Annotated in this window: 18 protein-coding genes; 15 read left to right on the top strand and 3 right to left on the bottom strand. The window is 29.8% G+C overall.

Going from position 1 to position 20,012, the window contains the following annotated elements:
* The first annotated feature begins 16 nt into the window (after nt 1-16).
* The 6 genes from KDK92_RS14510 to KDK92_RS14535 all read left to right on the top strand — a co-directional run bounded on the left by KDK92_RS14510 (nt 17) and on the right by KDK92_RS14535 (nt 5,890).
* Complete coding sequence (locus KDK92_RS14510; RefSeq protein ID WP_250860052.1) at nt 17-319, top strand: 4Fe-4S binding protein; 303 nt, start codon at nt 17-19, stop codon at nt 317-319.
* Nucleotides 320-1,504 carry a transketolase C-terminal domain-containing protein gene (locus KDK92_RS14515; RefSeq protein WP_250860053.1) on the top strand — a complete coding sequence of 395 codons (1,185 nt, stop codon included), beginning with the start codon at nt 320-322 and terminating at the stop codon, nt 1,502-1,504.
* Nucleotides 1,504-2,403: a thiamine pyrophosphate-dependent enzyme gene (locus KDK92_RS14520; RefSeq protein WP_250860054.1), complete on the top strand. Its 900-nt coding sequence runs from the start codon at nt 1,504-1,506 to the stop codon at nt 2,401-2,403. Before KDK92_RS14515 ends, KDK92_RS14520 begins: the two co-directional genes overlap by 1 nt.
* 206 nt (nt 2,404-2,609) lie before the next feature.
* Nucleotides 2,610-2,984: a GntR family transcriptional regulator gene (locus tag KDK92_RS14525; protein ID WP_250860055.1), complete on the top strand. Its 375-nt coding sequence runs from the start codon at nt 2,610-2,612 to the stop codon at nt 2,982-2,984.
* Between the two features lies 1 nt (nt 2,985).
* Nucleotides 2,986-3,891: an ABC transporter ATP-binding protein gene (locus KDK92_RS14530; RefSeq protein ID WP_250860056.1), complete on the top strand. Its 906-nt coding sequence runs from the start codon at nt 2,986-2,988 to the stop codon at nt 3,889-3,891.
* Nucleotides 3,863-5,890, top strand: coding sequence for an ABC-2 transporter permease (locus tag KDK92_RS14535; RefSeq protein WP_250860057.1), 2,028 nt, complete (start codon nt 3,863-3,865; stop codon nt 5,888-5,890). The genes KDK92_RS14530 and KDK92_RS14535 overlap by 29 nt, the downstream gene beginning before the upstream one ends.
* Before the next feature lie 49 nt (nt 5,891-5,939).
* Here the strand turns inward: KDK92_RS14535 and KDK92_RS14540 are convergent, their stop codons facing one another.
* Nucleotides 5,940-7,307 carry an aldehyde dehydrogenase gene (locus tag KDK92_RS14540; protein WP_250860058.1) on the bottom strand — a complete coding sequence of 456 codons (1,368 nt, stop codon included), beginning with the start codon at nt 7,305-7,307 and terminating at the stop codon, nt 5,940-5,942.
* A 186-nt stretch (nt 7,308-7,493) separates the two neighbouring features.
* On the opposite strand from KDK92_RS14540, the gene KDK92_RS14545 reads away from it, so the two are divergent.
* The 6 genes from KDK92_RS14545 to KDK92_RS14570 all read left to right on the top strand — a co-directional run bounded on the left by KDK92_RS14545 (nt 7,494) and on the right by KDK92_RS14570 (nt 13,276).
* Entirely contained in the window at nt 7,494-8,363 is an 870-nt protein-coding gene (locus KDK92_RS14545) for a radical SAM protein (protein ID WP_250860059.1), read from the top strand.
* Between the two features lie 225 nt (nt 8,364-8,588).
* On the top strand, nt 8,589-9,194 hold the full coding sequence (locus KDK92_RS14550; RefSeq protein WP_250860060.1) for a CBS domain-containing protein: 606 nt from the start codon (nt 8,589-8,591) through the stop codon (nt 9,192-9,194).
* A gap of 364 nt (nt 9,195-9,558) precedes the next feature.
* Nucleotides 9,559-11,214, top strand: coding sequence for a hydroxylamine reductase (gene hcp, locus KDK92_RS14555; RefSeq protein WP_250860061.1), 1,656 nt, complete (start codon nt 9,559-9,561; stop codon nt 11,212-11,214).
* Nucleotides 11,215-11,287: 73 nt separating this feature from the next.
* Entirely contained in the window at nt 11,288-11,446 is a 159-nt protein-coding gene (locus tag KDK92_RS14560; RefSeq protein ID WP_250860062.1) for a hypothetical protein, read from the top strand.
* A 136-nt stretch (nt 11,447-11,582) separates the two neighbouring features.
* Complete coding sequence (locus tag KDK92_RS14565) at nt 11,583-12,653, top strand: reductive dehalogenase domain-containing protein (RefSeq protein ID WP_250860063.1); 1,071 nt, start codon at nt 11,583-11,585, stop codon at nt 12,651-12,653.
* Nucleotides 12,654-12,670: 17 nt separating this feature from the next.
* Nucleotides 12,671-13,276 carry a histidine phosphatase family protein gene (locus tag KDK92_RS14570; RefSeq protein WP_250860064.1) on the top strand — a complete coding sequence of 202 codons (606 nt, stop codon included), beginning with the start codon at nt 12,671-12,673 and terminating at the stop codon, nt 13,274-13,276.
* A 66-nt stretch (nt 13,277-13,342) separates the two neighbouring features.
* Here the strand turns inward: KDK92_RS14570 and KDK92_RS14575 are convergent, their stop codons facing one another.
* Nucleotides 13,343-14,248 (bottom strand): DMT family transporter, encoded by a 906-nt coding sequence (locus tag KDK92_RS14575; RefSeq protein WP_250860065.1) that lies wholly within the window; start codon nt 14,246-14,248, stop codon nt 13,343-13,345.
* A 229-nt stretch (nt 14,249-14,477) separates the two neighbouring features.
* A complete protein-coding gene (locus KDK92_RS14580) occupies nt 14,478-15,434 on the bottom strand; it encodes an LNS2 domain-containing protein (RefSeq protein ID WP_250860066.1) in 957 nt (318 codons plus the stop codon).
* 175 nt (nt 15,435-15,609) lie between these two features.
* Here KDK92_RS14580 and KDK92_RS14585 point away from each other — a divergent pair, with 175 nt between their 5' ends.
* The 3 genes from KDK92_RS14585 (at nt 15,610) to KDK92_RS14595 (ending at nt 19,959) form a co-directional block, all read left to right on the top strand.
* Nucleotides 15,610-17,082 carry a methyl-accepting chemotaxis protein gene (locus tag KDK92_RS14585; RefSeq protein WP_250860067.1) on the top strand — a complete coding sequence of 491 codons (1,473 nt, stop codon included), beginning with the start codon at nt 15,610-15,612 and terminating at the stop codon, nt 17,080-17,082.
* Nucleotides 17,083-17,238: 156 nt separating this feature from the next.
* Nucleotides 17,239-19,044, top strand: a complete 1,806-nt coding sequence (locus KDK92_RS14590) for a MutS-related protein (protein WP_250860068.1) — start codon at nt 17,239-17,241, stop codon at nt 19,042-19,044.
* A gap of 168 nt (nt 19,045-19,212) precedes the next feature.
* Nucleotides 19,213-19,959, top strand: coding sequence for a hypothetical protein (locus KDK92_RS14595; RefSeq protein WP_250860069.1), 747 nt, complete (start codon nt 19,213-19,215; stop codon nt 19,957-19,959).
* Nucleotides 19,960-20,012: the final 53 nt, after the last annotated feature.

Below are 20,012 nucleotides of genomic sequence, written 5' to 3' on the forward strand. Positions count from 1 at the left end.
GGAGGAGTTTAGAGAGATGGATAGACCTAAGGTTAATAAAGATTGGAAAGAACCAGAGAGAATATCAAAATACCCTGTAGGCTCCACATGTGATGGAGGAACATTGGTGACTATTAATGCTGGTTGGAGAGTTTTAAGACCTGTAATTAATCAAGACAAATGTGTAAATTGTTTAAAATGTTTTCTTCTATGTCCTGATGGAGTTATAAGCAAAGGTGAAGAAAAACTTACAATTGACTACGATTATTGTAAAGGGTGCGGAGTTTGTGCTTATGAGTGTAAGCTTGGTGCTATAGATATGGTAAAGGAGGAGAAATAGATGGGAAGAAGAGCGTTTATTTGCGGAAATGATGCAGTAGCTGAAGGAGTAAGATTATCAAGACCACATGTAATATCAGCGTATCCTATAACTCCTCAAACAATTGCAGTTGAAAGACTTGCAGATTTTGTTGAAGATGGGTCATTAAAGGCTGAATATATGCATGTTGAATCAGAACATAGTGCAATGGCTTGTGCTATGGGGGTAAGTTCAGTAGGAGCGAGAGCTTTTACAGCGACTTCATCTCAAGGATTATTATATATGGCAGAATGTCTACCATATGCAAGTGGTGCTAGAATGCCAATAGTAATGATGAATGCTAATAGATCTATTGCAACACCATGGAACATTTATGGTGATCAGATGGATTCTATGTTCTTATTAAACTCAGGTTGGATTCAAATGTATGTTGAGGATGCTCAAGAAGCACTTGATATGATGATACAGGCATATAGAATTGCAGAAACAGAAGAGGTTATGACTCCAATGATGGTTAACCTTGATGGATTTGTATTAACTCATACTTATGAGGTTGTTGAAATACCTGAACAGAAAGATGTTGATGAATTTCTTCCACCAATCAATATGCCACAAAACAAGATGGATTTAAATGATCCTAAGAGCTTATGTATAACAGCAGGTAATGATTGGAATATGGAATTTAAAATTAAGCAGGAATTAGATATGCAGAATTCTGTACATACAATTGAAGCTGTTGATAAGGAATTTGGAGATAAGTTTGGAAGATACTATGGTGGGCTTATTGAGGAGTATAGATGTGAAGATGCAGAGGTCATTTTGATAACTACTGGTTCAGTAACAGGAACATCAAGAATGGTTGTTGATGATTTAAGAAATAAGGGGAAAAAAGTAGGATTATTAAAATTAAGATATCTTAGACCTTTCCCAGCAGAAAAGATAAGAGAAGCTGTTAAGAATGCTAAGGTTATTGGTGTTGTAGATAAGAATATTTCATTTGGATATGAGGGAACAATCTTTACTAATGTTAACTCAGCACTTGTAACTATGGAAAAACATCCAATGTCATTAAATTTCATTGCAGGTATTGGTGGAAGAGATATTGGAAAGAACCATATTGAAGATATGTTCAACAGCATGATAAATGCATCAGAAGGTAAAGTAGAAGAGAGAATTCAATATATGAATGTGAGGTGTGAAAAATAATGATGGATAAGAAACCTATCAATGCTAGAACACTTACAAATAAAGAGTATTTTTACGGACATAAAGCTTGTGGTGGATGTGGTGAGAGTTTAGCTGTTAGATTAGCTATGAAAATTCTTGGTGAAAGAACATTTGCATCATTACCAGCTGGATGTATGTCAGCTGTATCTTTCATATATCCTCAAATGGCATTTAGAAATAATGCTATAATCACACCATTTGCTTCAACAGGAGCTGTGGCATCAGGTGTAGCAGCAGGTCTTAAAGCTCTTGGTATAAAAGATGCTTATTCTATTGGTTTTGCTGGCGATGGTGGAACTGCAGATATTGGATTGCAATCACTTTCAGGGGCGATAGATAGAAATGATAAGGTTATTTATATATGTAATGATAATGAAGCATATATGAATACTGGAATACAGAAGAGTGGATTAACTCCATATGGAAGTAAGACTACTACTTCACCAGCAGGAGAAAATATTCCTGGTGCTCAAAACATGAAAAAGAACATGTTTGAAATCGTAGCGGCTCATGATATTGCTTATGCAGCTACAGCAAGTATTGGTTATCCAGAAGATTTCATGAGAAAAGTTGAAAAGGCTAAGGAAGTTGAAGGTACTTCTTATATTCATATATTAGCTCCATGTCCAACAGGATGGGGACATGCAACTAATATAACTATATCATTAGCTAAAGAAGCTGTTGATTGTGGTCTTTGGTATTTAGCTGAATATGAAAATGGAGAGTTCAAGCTAAATAAAAACCCTAAAGAATTTACTCCTATAGAAAGCTACTTAAAAAAGCAGGGTAGATTTAAGCATTTAGGTGAAGAAGATATCAAAGTTATTGAAAAGCATAGAGATTATAAGTGGGAAAAGATGAGAAAAAATTGGGTATAAATCAGGCAGTTAAAAAAGCTTAATCAACGATAAAATCACCTCAGGGGTATTAACCCTTGGGGTGATTTTATTGTTATTTATGGAATTTTTTTATAAAAGGTATTTACGTGTATGAAATAGTGTAGTAATATATAACTGTACTAAGTATATTAATACAGTTAATACAAATAATACAGTATATAAATGATTTGTGAAAGGAGTACCAAATGGTTCAAGTAGATTTTAGAAGTAGAGTGCCTATCTATGAACAGTTAGTGGAGAAGTACAAAGAACTTATCATTAAGGGTGTTTTAGTAGAAGATGAAAAATTACCATCTGTTAGAGCACTGTCAAAAGAACTTGGAGTAAATCCAAATACAATACAGAAAGCATACAGAGAACTTGAGAGGCAAGAGTATATTTATTCCATAAAGGGAAAGGGGAGTTATGTTATGGGGAGGCAGGACCGTAAGAACAATGAAGAGAAAAACAAGATTAAAAATGAACTTAAAAAAGTCATGACACAGGCAATGTATAGTGGAATTACTTTTGATGAGATAAAGAGCATAATTGATGAGGTCATGAACGAGAGGGGGATTTAGAATGATCAGGGGAAAAGGGATTTATAAAGGGTTTTCAAATAATGAAGTTTTATGTGATTTGAATATAAATGTTAAAAAGGGATCTATATATGGATTAGTTGGTGAAAATGGTTGCGGAAAATCAACTTTATTAAAAATATTGAATGGGATATATGATTGTGATAAAGGCAATGTAACATGTTGTGATAAAGGAATATTTGAGAGTCCGGAAACAAAAGAGAAAATATTTTTCATGAATGAATCAGTATACAATTTTTACGGATTTTCTGTAAAGGCTATGGCAAAATTTTTCTCAACACAGTACAAGACATTTTCATGGGAAAGATTCAAGGAATTGGAGAGTGTATTTAAGTTTCCATCTTCTAAGAAAATGAATAACTTATCAAAGGGTCAAAAAAAACAAGCGATGTTTTGGATTGCATTTTCTTTGAAACCTGATGTTATGATACTGGATGAACCTTTAGATGGGTTAGATCCAATGATAAGAAAGCGGATAAAAGAGATGATTATAAATGAAACTGCAGATAGAGAGATGACAACAATAATATCTTCACACAATCTTTTGGAGCTTGAAGATCTATGTGATCATATAGGCATTATTTATAGAGGAAAAATAATAATTGAGAAGGACTTAGATGATCTTAAAGTTGATATGCAAAAAATTCAATATGTGAGTGAATTAGAAGATACAAGTGTTTTTGATGACGATAGATTTGAAGTAGTTAAACATGAGAAGAGAGGAAAGGTGAAAATTGAAATAGTAAGGGGATATAAAGAAGAAATAGTAGACGTTCTTGAAAACTCTAGAATTACATTCTACGATATTATGCCATTGACTCTTGAAGAAATATTTATTGCTGAATTGGAGGGGAAAGAATATGAGTATGAAAAAATCATGGTTAGATAAGGGATTAGTACTTAATGATTTAAAGCGATACTGGTGGGCAATGGCATTGTATTGTATAGCAATGATATTTGTTGCGGTATTGCCAATATCTTCTTTAACAATTAAAGAAAGTTTGAGTTTAAAAGAAATAAATAACTGCTTATTTGCTGGTCCTATTTATGTAATAATAATTGGAGGAGCGGTTGGGATTTCAATCCTAGTATTTAGTTTTATGAATAGGAAAGCTAGCAGTGAGTTCATATATTCGCTACCGCTTACTAAAAAGACAATATTCATATCAAAGTATATAGCGGGATTAATCATGATATTGATTCCATTGATAATATCATATTCAATATTGATTATACTTATGGGAGTTAATGGACTGTATACAATTGTTAATATAATGTATGTAATTAAAGTAATATTTCTTTTTATATTGATTTCAGCTCTAGCTTATACTATATCAATTGCAATAGGAAGTTTTACGTCATCATCAATTGCTACAGGGGTATTTTTCTTTGTTTTTATGTATCTTCCATCAGCATTAAAAAGAATTGTAGAAGTAACATTAAGCTTATGGATATACGGATATACAGGACATTCTTTGTATGAAAATGATTTATACTTTGGAATAATGGAAAGATTGAACCCTATTTCAAGTAATAAAGTATTAGGTTTGAGGAACTTAGATGTAGAGTATTATTTGAACAGTGGGTTATTAATTAATTTTGTTTTATGCATAGTAGGATATTTAATTATTTCATATCTATTATTTAATCGTAGAAAATCAGAGGCTGTTGGAAATATGATTGCCTTTAAATGGTTTAGTCCAATATTAAAATATGGCTTTACATTATGTGTTATGTTCACTTCTCTAATTTTTTTAGAGAATAGATATGGAGAGAGCGGTTTTTCTTATAAAATTGGAGTTTATTTAATAACAGGTGCTATAGCGTATTGTATTGTAACATGTTTTATTGAGAAATCAATTAGTGTAATATTTAAGAAAAAACAACTAAAAGGATTTGGGATATACTTTCTAATCGTATTTATTGGATTTTATGGAATATGGATAAATTTATTTGGAGTCCAAGAATTTAATGTAAACACTAATGAAGTGGAATTTATATCTATGTTTCTAAATGTAGAAGGTCAGGTAGGAGACATTAATATTCAAATAGAAGATAAAAATTTGATGAAAGAAGCATTGAAATTTAAGGACTATCTTTTGGAGAATAGAAAAAAATATATTAAATCCAGTGGATATATGCCTAGAATTCATTATAAAATATTCAGTGATGGTGAATTTAAGGAATCACGAGCATATTACTTTAATGAGAAATTATTAGACCATGAATCTCTCAAAAATATATATTTAAGCAAAGAAAATAAAAATCATATTTATGGAGGGATAGAAAGTGGACAAGATGTAAATTATTTAATGCTAGAAAAAGGATATATGAATAGATATGGGGATAGAGATGCTATTTCAAAGAAAAAAATACTAGATAGAGATACTATTAATCAATTAACAAAGGCAATAAAAAAAGACGTAGACGGATTCCGATTTGAGGATTTAATGAATACTGATGTTATTGGAAGTATAATACTCTTTGCAGATATAGACAGTAAAGTTGTGGATGATGGGGAAATTATTACGGAAAAAAGTGAGAATGTGCAAAGAAACATAACAATTACAAATAGATTTGAAAATACAATAAATACGTTAAAGGAACTAGAATTATATGATGAAATACTTTTATCAACAGATGAGGTAGAAAAAATTGTAGTCTATACTCGTGATCGTGAGCATAGAGAAATTACAGTTACAGAACCAAGTATCATGGAAAAATTAATAAAAGAAGGGTTTAGAAATGAGTATAACATCATTTATGAGAGATATGGAGATCATCAACATGGGTTTGATATATATCTAAATAATGGAAGAGTAATTCCGCATTATGAATTAACTGAAGAAGGGATGACAGATGAAATAAAAGAACTTTTAATGAGATAAAGAACAAAAGGAGAGTATAGCAACTAAATACTCTCCTTTTACATTGTTTTTATTTCATGATTTTCTTTACAAGATTTACTCTATTATTATATGGAGGGAATGGTAGTTTAGATTTTATTTTAGTGCTTTTTCTCATTATGCTTTTTTTATGTGAGAATGTTAAGAAACTTTCATATCCATGGTAAGAACCCATTCCGCTGAGGCCATTTCCACCAAAAGGTAAATTAACATTAGTAATGTGAGATACTACATCATTTACACATCCACCACCATAATGTATTGAATCTATGAGTTTGTCAATTTTGTATTGATCCTCAGTGAAAAAATAAGCTGCTAGAGGGCGTTGTTTACTGTTAATCTCACGAATAACAGCATTAAGATCAGTGAACTCTATAATTGGAGCTATAGGACCAAAAATTTCTTCACTCATAACCTTATCTTCATAAGTAATATTATCCATTATAGTTGGGGAAATATATAAACTCTCTTTATTATGAGTTCCACCGTATACAATCTTATCTTTATCTAGATACTCAATTAGTCGGTCACATTGTTTTTCGTTCACTATCTTACCATAATCAGGTGATGAACTTGCATCAGTACCATAGAATTTTTCAATACAATGAATCATTTCATGTATAAACTTTTCTTTTACATCTTTATGTACATATAAATAATCAGGAGCAATACAGGTTTGACCACAATTTAAGAATTTACCCCATGTTATTCTTTGAGCAGCCACTTCAATATTTGCATCATCGCATACAATTACGGGACTTTTCCCTCCCAACTCAAGTGTTAGAGGAGTTAAGTTTTTCGAAGCATGTTCCATGATAATTTTTCCAATACCGATACTTCCAGTAAAAAATATGTAGTCTACTCCAATAGTAATTATCTCTAATACTTCATTGTTTCCACCAGTTAAGAATTTGATATACTTATCATCAAAATTTTCAGTGATGATTTTTTTGATGACCTCAGATGTATTGTGTGTAGTGGCGGAGGTTTTAACTAATACGGTATTTCCTCCAACTATAGCACCTATAAGAGGAACCATAGTTAAATTAAAAGGGTAGTTCCATGGAGAAGCGATAAGAACAGTACCTTTAGGTTCATAGTGTATAAATGATTTTCCACCCGTTTGAAATAGGGGAGTAGAGACCTTTTTGTCCTTCATCCATTCTTTCAGGTGTTTTAAAGCAAAGTTTAGTTCTTCATAGACAATACCAATTTCAGAAGCGTATGCTTCGAACTCGCATTTTCCAAGATCAGCTTTTAATGCTTGCATGATTAGCTCTTCATTAAGTTTAATAGAGGCTTTTAATTTCATAAGGGCATTAAGTCTAAATTCATATGAGAGGGTCTCCCCTTTTAGAAAATAATCCTTTTGGTTATTTAAAAATTCATTTACTAACATAAAAGCACCACCTTTATTTTACAAAAAATTCTATATTATAATGTCTATTATACAACATTTTTATTAAATAAACCTAAAATTTACAAAAAAATTATCATAAAAATAATATACTTATATGCCATCTACAGTGTTGTATCAAAAGAAGAAGATTGATAGAATAGAAACATACTGGGAGGAGGAGATTTTTTGAAATATGAAGGTGTGGTGTATAGACCACCGAGTGAAGCAAGGAGTTTGATTATCCAAGTTACTATTGGATGTTCCCATAATAAATGTACATTCTGTGCTATGTATAAGGAAAAAAAATTTAAAATAAAGGATATAAATTTAATTAAGGAAGAATTAAGAGAAGCTAGAAATTTGTATAGGTCAGTAAGAAGAATATTCTTAGCAGATGGAGATGCTTTTATCTTGAAAACTTCTGAACTTATAGAAATTCTTCTAGAAATAAAAGATTTGTTTCCTGAGTGTGAGAGAGTTTCTTCTTATGCAACTCCAAGAGATATAATCAATAAGAGTAATGAAGATATTAGGATGATTAGAGAACATGGATTAGAAATGTTATATATGGGTATAGAATCAGGAAGCGATGAAATATTAAAAATTATAAACAAAGGTGTTACAGCACAAGAAATAATTAATGCAGGTAAAAAAGCAATAGAATGTGGTATGAAGCTCTCAGCAACTTTAATATCAGGAATAGGTGGGGTTGATAAGTGGAGAGATCATGCGGTTGAATCAGCTAGGGTAATTTCTGAAATTAATCCTCACTATGTTGGTCTTCTAACTTTAATGGTTGAAGAGGGAACCGAACTTCACATGAGGATTAGTAGGGGAGAGATGGTACTTTTGCAACCACAACAGGTTATAGCTGAGACCTATGAATTTATAAATAATCTTGAAGTGTCAGAGTGTATATTCAGAAGCAATCATGCATCTAATTATGTACCACTTGGGGGAACTCTAAATAGAGATAAAGAAAAAATTCTCCAAGTACTGAAGCAGTATATGAATGGAGAAGGATATTTTAAAGATGAACAATATAGATCATTATAGTTTTTAAATCAAATGAACTCGAGAAGAGGAATTCTTCACGAGTTCATTATTTATAAGTACATAACTTAAAGGAGTACCATAAGCATATGCATTAGAACTGACAGTATTAGAAATAGAAATCAAAGCTTGTACTAAGATCGAGCTCGTGGTAAGATGTTTTAGAAAAAGCTTTATTGTGAATCCGATTTTTGTTTGAAAAATACTATTTGTCGAAAAGGAGATAATATGAGAAATATACTTAAGAATTTAATAATTGAAAATCCTACTGTAGTTAAAAAAGGTGAAAATTTAAATGAAGCACTAAAAAAGATGAAAGAATACAACAACATCCCTGTAATTGATGAGAATAATAAGTATTTTGGTGTTATATCTAAAGTTCCGTCATATGAAGCAATTTTTGAGAATGAAAACGCTAAAAATTCTACAGTAGATAATTTCTTAATGGAATATACACCAGTAACTCTTGATGATACTTTAGATGAAATAATAGCAAAATTAAAAGAAACAAGATGTTTATTTTTGCCAGTAGTAAATGAAGATAACGAATTGTTGGGAATTATTCCAAATAAAAAAATGTTAAACTTATTTTCAAATAGTATTGGGTCTGAAAATAAAGGAGAGAATTTAGTTGTTGTTTATCGCGATATGAAAGGTGTGTTAAGTAAGTTAACAACAAAACTATATAAAGAGAATGTAAGTATTATTTCTATGACTATTGTAAATCTTAAAGTTATGAATCTTAAAAAAGTATTCTGTAAAGTAGATGCAGAATCGGAAAAAGTAGAAGAAATAAAAGAAAAATTAAAGAAAAATGGATTTAATGTACAATAAGACACAATAAAGTGTCTTTTTTTATTATTAAGGAAATTGAAAAATTTCCTTAATAAATTATCACATGTAATCGTGCTTATATCAACGTGTTATATGTTAGTGTAAAATTGTACCAGTTCAATTTCTTAATAATAAAAAATGAAGGGGTTGTAGGGGAAGTATTTCCCCTGCCGGTTTAAGGGGGCTCAGCAATATTAGTTGCGTCGAGGGGAACCATAGGGTTCCTTAGCGAAGCGCGTGAAACGCGCCTTTTTTATTTCAGGATAATTCATTAAGTATAAAAATATCTATGAACAAAAATAAATAGTATTATTTTTAGAATTACTCATAAAATAATTAGGAATAATTTTAAGGAGGAGTAATTATGGATACAGCTATGTTCTGTTTTCAATGTGAACAAACAGCAGGTTCAAAAGGTTGCACAAAAGTTGGCGTATGTAGTAAATCTCCTGAGACAGCTAAAATGCAAGATGTACTTATTTTACAGTTAAAAGGTATAGGATATTATTGTAATGAACTTGTGAACAAAGGAGAAGAAATTTGTAGAGAAACAGCGGACTTCACTATGGAAGGCTGTTTCGCTACTTTGACCAATGTTAATTTTGATAATGATAGATTTCTCCAATACATAAAAAAGGCAAACAAAATTAAGAAAGAATTAATTGAAAAAGTAGGAAATGAAAGCGCTCCAAAGGATGCAGATTTTATGGCTCCTGAAACAGTAGAGCAAGTTTTAGCATTACCTGATATGCCTAATCTAGGTGTAATGGATGATGAAAACCTTGATATGGATATTAGATCATTAAGAGAAATGCTAATATATGGACTTAAAGGAATGAGTGCATATGCTCATCATGCTTTCGTTCAAGGTGGGTATGATAAAGAAGTTGTAAATGGAATGGTTAGATTCTTAGGAGAAACACTAAGAAAAGATATAACTGTTGAAGAGTTATTAAATTTAAATATGGAACTTGGAAAATGTAATTTTAAGTGTATGGAAGTATTAGATAATGCTAATACAGGAAATTACGGACACCCAGAACCAACGGAGATGTTAATTACTAAAAAGAAAGGTCCTTTCATTGTTGTATCTGGTCATGATTTAAGAGACTTAAGAGAATTATTAGAGCAAACGGAAGGTAAAGGAGTTAATATCTATACTCATGGAGAGATGCTTCCAGGTTGTGCATATCCAGAACTTAAGAAGCATAAATACTTGATTGGTAATTTCGGAGGAGCTTGGCAGGATCAACAAAAAGAATTTGATAATTTACCAGGTTGTATTCTTATGACATCAAATTGTCTTATGAAACCTAGAGATAGTTACAAAGATAGACTATACACAACAAGTGTAGTTGGATGGGATGATGTTAAACATATTGAGTATAACAAAGATCAACCAAAAGATTTCACTGAAATGATAAATCAAGCTCTTGAGCTTGGTGGATTTAAAGAAGACGAACCAGAGAAGCGAATTACAGTTGGATTTGGAAGAAATGCTGTATTGAGTAATGCAGGGGCTATCATTGAAGCTGTTAAGGCTGGTAAGATTAGACACTTCTTCTTAGTTGGTGGATGTGATGGAGCAAGACCAGGAAGAAATTATTATACTGAATTTGCAGAGCAGTCACCAGATGATACAATTATCTTAACTCTTGCATGTGGTAAATTTAGATTTAATAAGTTAGATTTAGGGACTGTAGCAGGATTCCCTAAGGTGCTTGATGTAGGGCAATGTAATGATGCATATGGAGCAATACAGATTGCATTGGCACTTGCAAATGCATTTGAATGTGATGTTAATGAACTACCATTGTCATATATAATCTCATGGTATGAACAGAAAGCAGTTGTTGTTTTATTGACAATGTTATCATTAGGATTAAAAAATATTTATTTAGGGCCAACATTACCAGCATTTGTTACACCGAATATTTTACAGGTATTAGTAGATAAATTCGGTCTTAGACCAGTATCAACACCAGAAAAAGATCTTGAAGAAATTTTAGGTAAGAAATAATAATCTTTAGTTTATATAACTGAATAATATTTGAAAAATTCCTTTCATAGTAATTACTATGGGAGGAATTACTATGAAATCATTTATTTATATATTGGCAGGTTTTTTTATATTAAATATTACAATAAGAGCGGCTAAAGGTGATTTTAAAAGTAAGGAAAAAAATATAAAAGGCATGGTCGGTATTATTTTTACAATAATAATCACATTTATCATATGCAAAAGTATATGATGAATGTGGTTTTTCTTTCTTAAAAAATTGGAAAGAAAATCATATAAATTACTCGCTAATAGACTATAATATATATTATATTTTCAATGATTTAATCAATATGATAAAATTATTTGAGAAGCCATAAATAATTGAGGTGAAGAAGTTGAAGAGATTTGATGAGAGAGATCACATGTTTTCAAGAATGAATTATGAAAAAGGCACTGAAGAGTATGAAGATTATTACAAAAGAAAATCAGAATTGAAAGAGATAGATGATGAACTTAGAGCTATGCCAGAACTAGGTGAGGAGGGATCTGTTACATTTAACAAAATAAATTCACCTATTGTGAATGCAAACTTCAGGTTCTTAAGTGATATAAAAGAACTTAGTGAAGGGAAAACTAATGAAGTTAAACAAGAAATCAATGAGAAAAAGATGAGCTTAAAATTGAAAGAGTTATCACATATTTATGGTGCTGATCTTATTGGGATTTGTGAAATGAAAGAAGAATTTTATTACTCCCATAGAGGACGAGAAAGTAAGCATTACGGAGATAAGGTTAAAAAAATGCATAAATATGGTATTGTTTTTGCAGTAGAATTAAAGAAGGATTTTATTATGAGAGCGCCACAATTGCCGGAGGCTATTGCAACTGTTAAAGGATATACTGACGTAGGAATTATTGGAATGATATTATCTTACTATATTAGAGAACTTGGATATGATGCTAGGAATCATATGGATGGTAACTATCTTGCTATAGCGCCACTCGTAGCTGTAGAAGCAGGCCTAGGGGAACTTGGTAGGAATGGACTCTTAGTAACAAAAGAGTATGGACCAAGAGTAAGATTAGGAATAGTAACTACAGATATGCCATTGATACCTGATGGAAAGGTGGACTTTGGGTTACAGGAGTTCTGTGATAAATGTGGTTTATGTGCTATGACATGTCCAGGAAAATCCATCTCTAAGGGAACTAAAGAAATGGTTGATGGTGTATTAAGATGGAAAATCAATATGGAAGAATGCTATAGAAGGTGGAGAAGCCTAGGTACTGATTGTGGAATATGTTTATGTAATTGTCCTTTCAGTATGGGAATTGAAAAAAATAAAATTGAAGAGATAAAGAAAAATCCTGAAGTAATTCAAGAGATTATTAATGAATATAAAGAAGAGTATGGAGTTAGACCTATCATAAGGACTAAATTACCAATAGAAGAATAACATAGGGGGATTTATTGATGAAGATATATTTAACTAGACATGGGGAAACTGAGTGGAATCTTGAGGGGAGATTGCAAGGAAGTTTAGATGCAAAATTGACTCAAAAGGGAATTGAAGAAGCAACTATGCTTGGTAAAAGTTTAAAGGATGTAAATTTTGATTTAATATTCTCGAGTCCATTAAGTAGAGCACTAGATACTGCAAATATAGTAAAAGGAGATAATGAGATTGAGATAATAGCCCATAAAAATCTTAAAGAGATCAGTTTTGGAGATTGGGAAGGAATGTTACATAAAGAAATTGAAGAATCTCATTCTGAAAGATATAATAACTTTTGGATGAAGCCTCATTTATACGAGCCTCTGAATGGTGAAACTTATGATGAATTTACGGATAGAATTCAAGTGGTTATTAATGAAATTCTGGAGCAAAAGGACAAGAATAATGTATTAGTAGTTGCTCATGCAGGAGTTGTTAAAGCCTTTTATAAGATACTAAAGAACTTATCAATAAAAGAATTCTGGAATGAACCATTTGTGCACAATACATGTTTGACAATCATAAATATTGATGAAGACAAAATCGATTTTGAAATTGAATGTGATACTTCACATATAGCTTAAGAAATATTTACATAATTATACCACATATAGGTCAATATTTGATTATATGTGGTATTTAAAGGTATTTTATATTTGCACTTTTTTTGATGTAAGTGATGATTTTTGGGATATATAAACTCCGCAAATTATTATTAATGCACTAACTACTTTTATGCTTGTTAATTCTTCATGTAAAATTAGTGTTGATAATATGATAGAAAAAACAGGTACTAAGTTTATGAAAATATTAGTTGAACTTGCTCCTATTTCTTTAATGGAAATCTGTTGAATTAGATACCCTATTATTGAAGCAAAGATGCTCATATAAAGTATAGCTAAGTAAGTTGAAGTAGGGGCTGATGTTAACATAGTCCATGGATTTTCCAATAAAACAAAAGGTATTAAAAAGATTGTGCAAAAAAGAAAACTATAAAATGTTAGATGAATAGGTTTATATCTATGACATACTTTTTTGCTGAAAACAGAGTATGATGCCCACATTATAACCGCAAGTATCATATATATATCACCAATATTAAAGACAACGCTACTAAGAGAAGCTATTTTACCATTAGTTATTGTCAATATTATTCCACAGATGGAAATTAGAATACCAAATAGTTTTCTTGGTGAAATTTTATCTCCTAAAATTATAACTCCTAATAGTGTTGTGATTATCGGGTTAGTTGAACCAATTATAGACGAATTAATAGCAGTAGTATATTTTAGTGAATAAAAGAATAAAATGTGGTATCCAAACATACCAATTATTCCAGTGAATAAGAATACTGGAATATCTTCTTTTTTAGGCTTGTACAACTTTTTTTCTTTAAACTTAATAAATAAAAATAATAAAAAGGTTGCAATTACAAATCTTAAGAAAGTTAAGGTAAATGGAGGTATGTAAGGTGTTGAAAGTTTCCCAGCTATAAATGCACCTGACCAAAAAAAAGTAGCTAAAATCATTAAAAGATAACATTTGTTAATTTTCATATTTTTCTCCTCTGTAAGTATACTAGTAATTTTACAATATAAATTATATCAGCTTTTTATTTTTTAGGAAATTAGAGAATCAATATTATTTTGTAACTTGACTTATCTATTTCTTTCTTGTAACAAGAGTTTTAGGCGTTGAAAAAGCCTAAGGTCAAGGAACAGCAGGAGCGAACAGCACAGCGAGTCTTAGTGACGATGAGATTGGGCTTTTTCAACAACATGAGTTTTATAGAAAACTGTTTTGACTTAGTGAAATTAAATTACATAAATGATCTGTGTAGTTATATATAGGATTAGTACCAGACTTTCCACCATGTTCACCAACAATAAAGATCTTATCATGTGAAATATTAATGGATTTATAAGCCGAAATATCTGTCAATGCATTTCCATAAAGATAATTAATATTTGCCCCTTTAGATATGATAGTTTTAAGATACATACTTTTATAAATATCAGCATAAGTTGAGGGTATTCCAGTTTCGTTAGTATGCAATATTCCAAAGGGAAACCCGTTCTCTTTAAGCCAATTAAGAGTGTTTGATATTAGCCAAGAAGGCCTTGCAGTAAGATATAGAATATTATAACCTTTATCTTTATAATAGTTAACAACCTTATATGCATCTTTATATGCCTTTGGTTTGTAGTGTACATCTAAAAATTCATAAAAACTTTCTTTAATTAATTCATTATCAGAAATAGTTAAGGTTCCATCAATATCAAAAATAACGTAGTCCTCTTTTTCACTAAGTATTCTGATATACATATCAGCAGATGTCCTGTCTCCTTCTACAATAAACTTAAATAAATAAAGACCATTTTTAAGAGTTTTGTCTTTAGTAAAATGGTGAAATATTTGTCCATCATTATCTGTTAGGATTCTAGTAATATAGACCCAGTTAGGATTGGGTAAATTGAAATTATACATGAAAATTGATATCCATTCATCTTCTAAATCTTTTCTAAAATCACCATAGTGAAATTTACCATGAATTATTATAGAGTCTTTTTCATTGGCAATAATATCATAACCATTATGATATGGGGAATGAGATGAGGTGAAAAGAGTATTGTACCAATGTCTAAAGTATGTTTTTTTTATATGAGGAAATTGTTTTGGTATTAGATTATAAAAATATTCTCTGGATTTAAATTCAATATTATCGCAAGCTAAGAATTCCATGTTCACTCCTGGAAATATATGTTTCAATATTAAAATATGATATAAGTGAATTAATGGAACATAATTATAATCATATTAATTCAAAAGAAACAAAAATATGTAAAGAACATAGAAAAATGAACGATAAAATAAAAAAATATAAAAATTTTAAAGATTATGTATTTGGGGGGGAAGTATGGAAAAACTAGAAATTATTCATCGAAGAAATATTTTATGCTCTAGATTGTTGATTTTCAGTGCAGTTTTAGCAGTTATAGTATGTGTTTTAACACATAAACCAATGGTAACAACATTAATAGTTGGTGGAGCTTCTTTAGCAATCATTATACCATTAATGATATTCACATTGAATAAAACATTGATACAGGGGACTATGTACATAGTTACATTTGGTATACTTATGATATCAGTAATGTTGATGCTAGGAGTACCAGATATCACAGCTTATCTTATGGTTTATTATTCATTATTTTTAGTATCATTGTATCAACGGGTGGTTCCAATTATAATAACCGGACTGGGCTGTATAGGGATTACAAATTATTTTTATGTTTTTTATCATGATTTAATGTTCCCTACAGTAAGAATAAGTGGTTTAATTACGTTGAATTTGATTATAGTATTATGTACAATTATTGTAATGTTTCAATGTAAATTTACTACTAAATTACTTGCAGAAGTACAGGATAAAAATGAGGAAACAAATGAAGCTAAAATTAGAATTGAAGAGATATTAGCTCAAATAAAATCAGGAGTATCAGATTTAAGAAGCTTTAGTAAAGTATTAAAAGAAAATATCAGAGTTATTGGCGAGGTATCAGCAACAATCACTGAGATTTTTAATCAAGTGACCAGTTCAATTGAGGAAGAAGCTATAAGTGTTGAAGAAATATTATCATCTGTGAAAAATACTGAAAAAGAAATGAATATGGCATTAACTTCAACAAAGAATATGAGCAATTCATCTAATGATACAGTTAAAGTTATTGAAAATGGAACAGAGTTAGTTACCAAATTACAAAAAAATATTTTGGATGTTAATGATACAGTAGATTATACTTCAGATTTAATAAATGAGCTTAATGATCAGACTAAACAAATTGGTGAGATTTTAGAGACAATAACCTCAATTGCAGAGCAGACTAATTTACTGGCGCTCAACGCATCAATTGAAGCAGCACGAGCAGGTGAACATGGAAGAGGATTTACAGTTGTTGCTAATGAAGTTAAAAATTTGGCAGAAGATTCAAGAGTATCAACTGAAAATATTGCAAATATACTTAGTGTTATAAGGAATAAAACTGAAGAGATCTCAAAGGAAATAACGAATGCAAAAGAAACTGTTAAAATTGGGAAAAATTCTACTGAGGAAGTAAATGCATTGTTTAAGAAAATATCGGAAAATAGTAGTACTGTTGTTGAAAAATCAAAGGATGTATATTATGTAATAGAAGAAGTAGAGCAATCATATAATGTTGTGGCTAGCGAAATTTCAGGGATTTCAAAAGTGACTCAAAATAACACTTGTTCTGTTGAAGAAACTTTAGCGAAAGTTGAAGAGCAAAGCCAAAAGATACTAAATACTGTGAATCAATTCAATAAACTTGATAAGATGATTAGTGGATTGAATCATATAGTTAAGGACTAAAAATGCTTATCTTTTATGACTTTAATTAATCAATTTTCAACAGCCAGAGCATAAACATTGAGTTTATGCTTTTTATATTTAATAAAATTCTTAATTTGAATGTGCCTTATATGATATAATTTTATTAATCACAATATATTAAGAGAGGAATAGAGAATGAAGAGAGAGTTTTTTGAGAAACGATTAAATAAATATGAAGTTGAACTTGTTAATATGAAAAAAAAGTTAAATATATTTGGACTGTTTAGGCTTGCATCAATATTGATATCTTTTGCAGCATTGTATTTTTATTATTCTGGGAATGGAACAAAGAATAATATATTACTTGTTAGTTGTATTTTGGGTATAATAATTTTTATTTATTGTGTACTTGAACATAATAAAACTAAAAAAATAGTATCAAAACTAAAAGAATTGATACAAGTAAATAAAAAATATATTAATAGGTTTGATGGTACTTGGATAGAGTTTAAGGATAAAGGAAATGAATTTTTGAATAAAGAACATAAATACTCAAGTGATTTAGATATATTTGGTCCTAAATCTCTATTTCAGCTTATAAATTCAACAAGAACAACATTTGGTAGAAAAAGATTGGCTAATTTATTGAAAAGTGGAAAAAGGAGCAAGGAAGAAATAGTAAACAGACAAAGAGCAGTAGAAGAAATTAGTGAGAAAATTGATTTCTGTCAGAATATGGCTTCACCTAGTGAGCAATACAAAGGAGAAGATGGTTCAAAAGAACTTATTGATTTCCTGAAAAATAACAATAGAGTATTTAAAAATTTGAATCTGAATATTTTAATTAATGTTGTGCTTTTTTTAGATATTTCTTTGGTGGTAGTAACTTATTTGATTGGTGAAAATTATCTTTTAGTAATGTTATTACTATTATTTTCTCACGGAGTTGTTTCCGTATATGGATTCTTAAAATCATCAAATGCTTTAGGTGACATTTTTAAATTTAAAGACACACTGGAAGAATATCAAAATATTATTATGAATGTTAAGAAAGAAGATTTTGAATACAAATATCTGCAAAACATGAAAAATGAACTATTTAAAGACAAGAAAAATGTTGGAAATGCCATAGATGAACTTGATAAAATTATGTATAGAATTCAGATGAGATATAATGTTGTTACCTTTATAATTTTTAATATTCTTTTATTAGGTGACTTTAGATGTATCTTATATTTAGAAAGATGGAGAAACGAATATAAAGATGATATTAAAAGATGGTTTGAAGTTATTAATGAATTTGAATGTATTGTTAGTTTATCAGTACTTGTACATATAAATGATAAAGTATCTTATGCTAAAATACATGAGGAAGGAACTCTGTTAAAAAGTACGAAATTAGGGCATCCTTTAATTAATGAGAAAGAGAGAGTTTGTAATAATGTTGATTTAAGTAATAGAATCTTCGTTATTACAGGATCAAATATGTCAGGTAAGACTACATTCCTTAGAACTATTGGGATAAGTTTGGTGCTTGCATATGCTGGAGCTCCAGTTTGCGCTGAAGAATTAGAATGTTCAATTATGGATATTAATACTTCTATGAGGATAGAAGATGATTTGAATGCTGGTATTTCAACTTTTTACGCGGAATTAAAGAGGATAAAGAAAATAATAGATAGTTCTAATAAAGAAAAGAAAATGATATTTTTAATAGACGAGATTTTTAGAGGGACTAATTCTAATGATAGGATAATAGGAGCAAAGAGTGTTTTACACAGTTTAAATCAATCTTGGATTATTGGGGGGATTTCAACACATGATTTTGAATTATGTAAGCTTGAAGGAGTAGCAAATAATAGAATTGCGAATTACCACTTTCAAGAGTCATATGAAAATAATAAAATTACATTTGATTATAAATTGAAAGAAGGTAAATCAACAACTGCAAATGCTCAATATCTAATGAAATTAATTGGGATAGATATTATAAAAGACTAAGGACTATTCTAATTAGTTCTAAATCCTTACCGTTCATTTTCTCATATCTAAAATGGTTTATTTATGTAAATTATGATAGAATATAATTATTAAGTCATATGAAAATAGACGAGTATACTGACTTGTTATTTATTTGAACTTGTCTAATAGAAAGCTGGAGGACAAATAATGGGAAATGGAATAATGAATAAAATTAAAAGTTTATTTAATAGAAAAAAGAATGAGAACAAAAATGAAGAAATAAAAGTTGAGAAGCAACAACTTGATTCAACAAAAATTGAAGAGAAACAGATAAAACCAAAGATTAAAGAAAAAGAGATAAAACCAAAATTTGAAGAGAAAAAAACTTCAAGAGGAAATTATAGTAAGGAAAATAAAACAAACAATTCTAAAAATACTTATAGTTCTATTCAAAATAGAACAAAACAGCCAAGAGATAGTAAGAGCTCAAATGAAGATAGAATTAAACACACAAGAAAAAATGATAAAGAATATAATAATAGCAGAGATAAGAATAAGAAAACATACAATGATAAAAAATCTATTGAAAGAAAAATACATGATAATAAATCTACTAATAAAAAATATAATTCTAATAATGGTAGATTGCAACAAGATAAGAAAAATCATATTTCAGAAATCGAAAATTTAATAAAAGATATTAGTGTTGGTATGGAATTTGAAGGGGAGAGTTTTAAAGGTGAGATACTAAAAAAACAATCTTTTAATTTAAGTTATTCCACAGGCACTGGGGAAAAATATACTCTAACATATAAAGAACTTACAAAGGGGTATGTTCAAATGCGTAAGACTGGAAGCATTGATGAAAAGTGGTATGAGGCTAATTTTAATGATGTTGGAAGTAGTAATTTAAGAATGATTAGAGCTATTTTAAAAAAATACATAACGCCGTAAAGAGATTGATTTAATAATCAATCTCTTTTTAATAGTTTAATTTTGCACGATAA

It is taken from the genome of Oceanirhabdus seepicola (assembly GCF_023684385.1).
Lineage (GTDB): Bacteria > Bacillota > Clostridia > Clostridiales > Clostridiaceae > Oceanirhabdus > Oceanirhabdus seepicola.

What these genes read in the sequence shown, in the direction of transcription:
- KDK92_RS14570 (WP_250860064.1), top strand. Translation starts at nt 12,671, where the DNA reads ATGAAGATATATTTAACTAGACATGGGGAAACTGAGTGGAATCTTGAG.
- KDK92_RS14525 (WP_250860055.1), top strand. Translation starts at nt 2,610, where the DNA reads ATGGTTCAAGTAGATTTTAGAAGTAGAGTGCCTATCTATGAACAGTTA.
- KDK92_RS14515 (WP_250860053.1), top strand. Translation starts at nt 320, where the DNA reads ATGGGAAGAAGAGCGTTTATTTGCGGAAATGATGCAGTAGCTGAAGGA.
- KDK92_RS14590 (WP_250860068.1), top strand. Translation starts at nt 17,239, where the DNA reads ATGAAGAGAGAGTTTTTTGAGAAACGATTAAATAAATATGAAGTTGAA.
- KDK92_RS14595 (WP_250860069.1), top strand. Translation starts at nt 19,213, where the DNA reads ATGGGAAATGGAATAATGAATAAAATTAAAAGTTTATTTAATAGAAAA.
- KDK92_RS14530 (WP_250860056.1), top strand. Translation starts at nt 2,986, where the DNA reads ATGATCAGGGGAAAAGGGATTTATAAAGGGTTTTCAAATAATGAAGTT.
- KDK92_RS14585 (WP_250860067.1), top strand. Translation starts at nt 15,610, where the DNA reads ATGGAAAAACTAGAAATTATTCATCGAAGAAATATTTTATGCTCTAGA.
- hcp (WP_250860061.1), top strand. Translation starts at nt 9,559, where the DNA reads ATGGATACAGCTATGTTCTGTTTTCAATGTGAACAAACAGCAGGTTCA.
- KDK92_RS14510 (WP_250860052.1), top strand. Translation starts at nt 17, where the DNA reads ATGGATAGACCTAAGGTTAATAAAGATTGGAAAGAACCAGAGAGAATA.
- KDK92_RS14520 (WP_250860054.1), top strand. Translation starts at nt 1,504, where the DNA reads ATGATGGATAAGAAACCTATCAATGCTAGAACACTTACAAATAAAGAG.
- KDK92_RS14580 (WP_250860066.1), bottom strand. Translation starts at nt 15,434, where the DNA reads ATGGAATTCTTAGCTTGCGATAATATTGAATTTAAATCCAGAGAATAT.
- KDK92_RS14575 (WP_250860065.1), bottom strand. Translation starts at nt 14,248, where the DNA reads ATGAAAATTAACAAATGTTATCTTTTAATGATTTTAGCTACTTTTTTT.
- KDK92_RS14550 (WP_250860060.1), top strand. Translation starts at nt 8,589, where the DNA reads ATGAGAAATATACTTAAGAATTTAATAATTGAAAATCCTACTGTAGTT.
- KDK92_RS14535 (WP_250860057.1), top strand. Translation starts at nt 3,863, where the DNA reads ATGAGTATGAAAAAATCATGGTTAGATAAGGGATTAGTACTTAATGAT.
- KDK92_RS14560 (WP_250860062.1), top strand. Translation starts at nt 11,288, where the DNA reads ATGAAATCATTTATTTATATATTGGCAGGTTTTTTTATATTAAATATT.
- KDK92_RS14540 (WP_250860058.1), bottom strand. Translation starts at nt 7,307, where the DNA reads ATGTTAGTAAATGAATTTTTAAATAACCAAAAGGATTATTTTCTAAAA.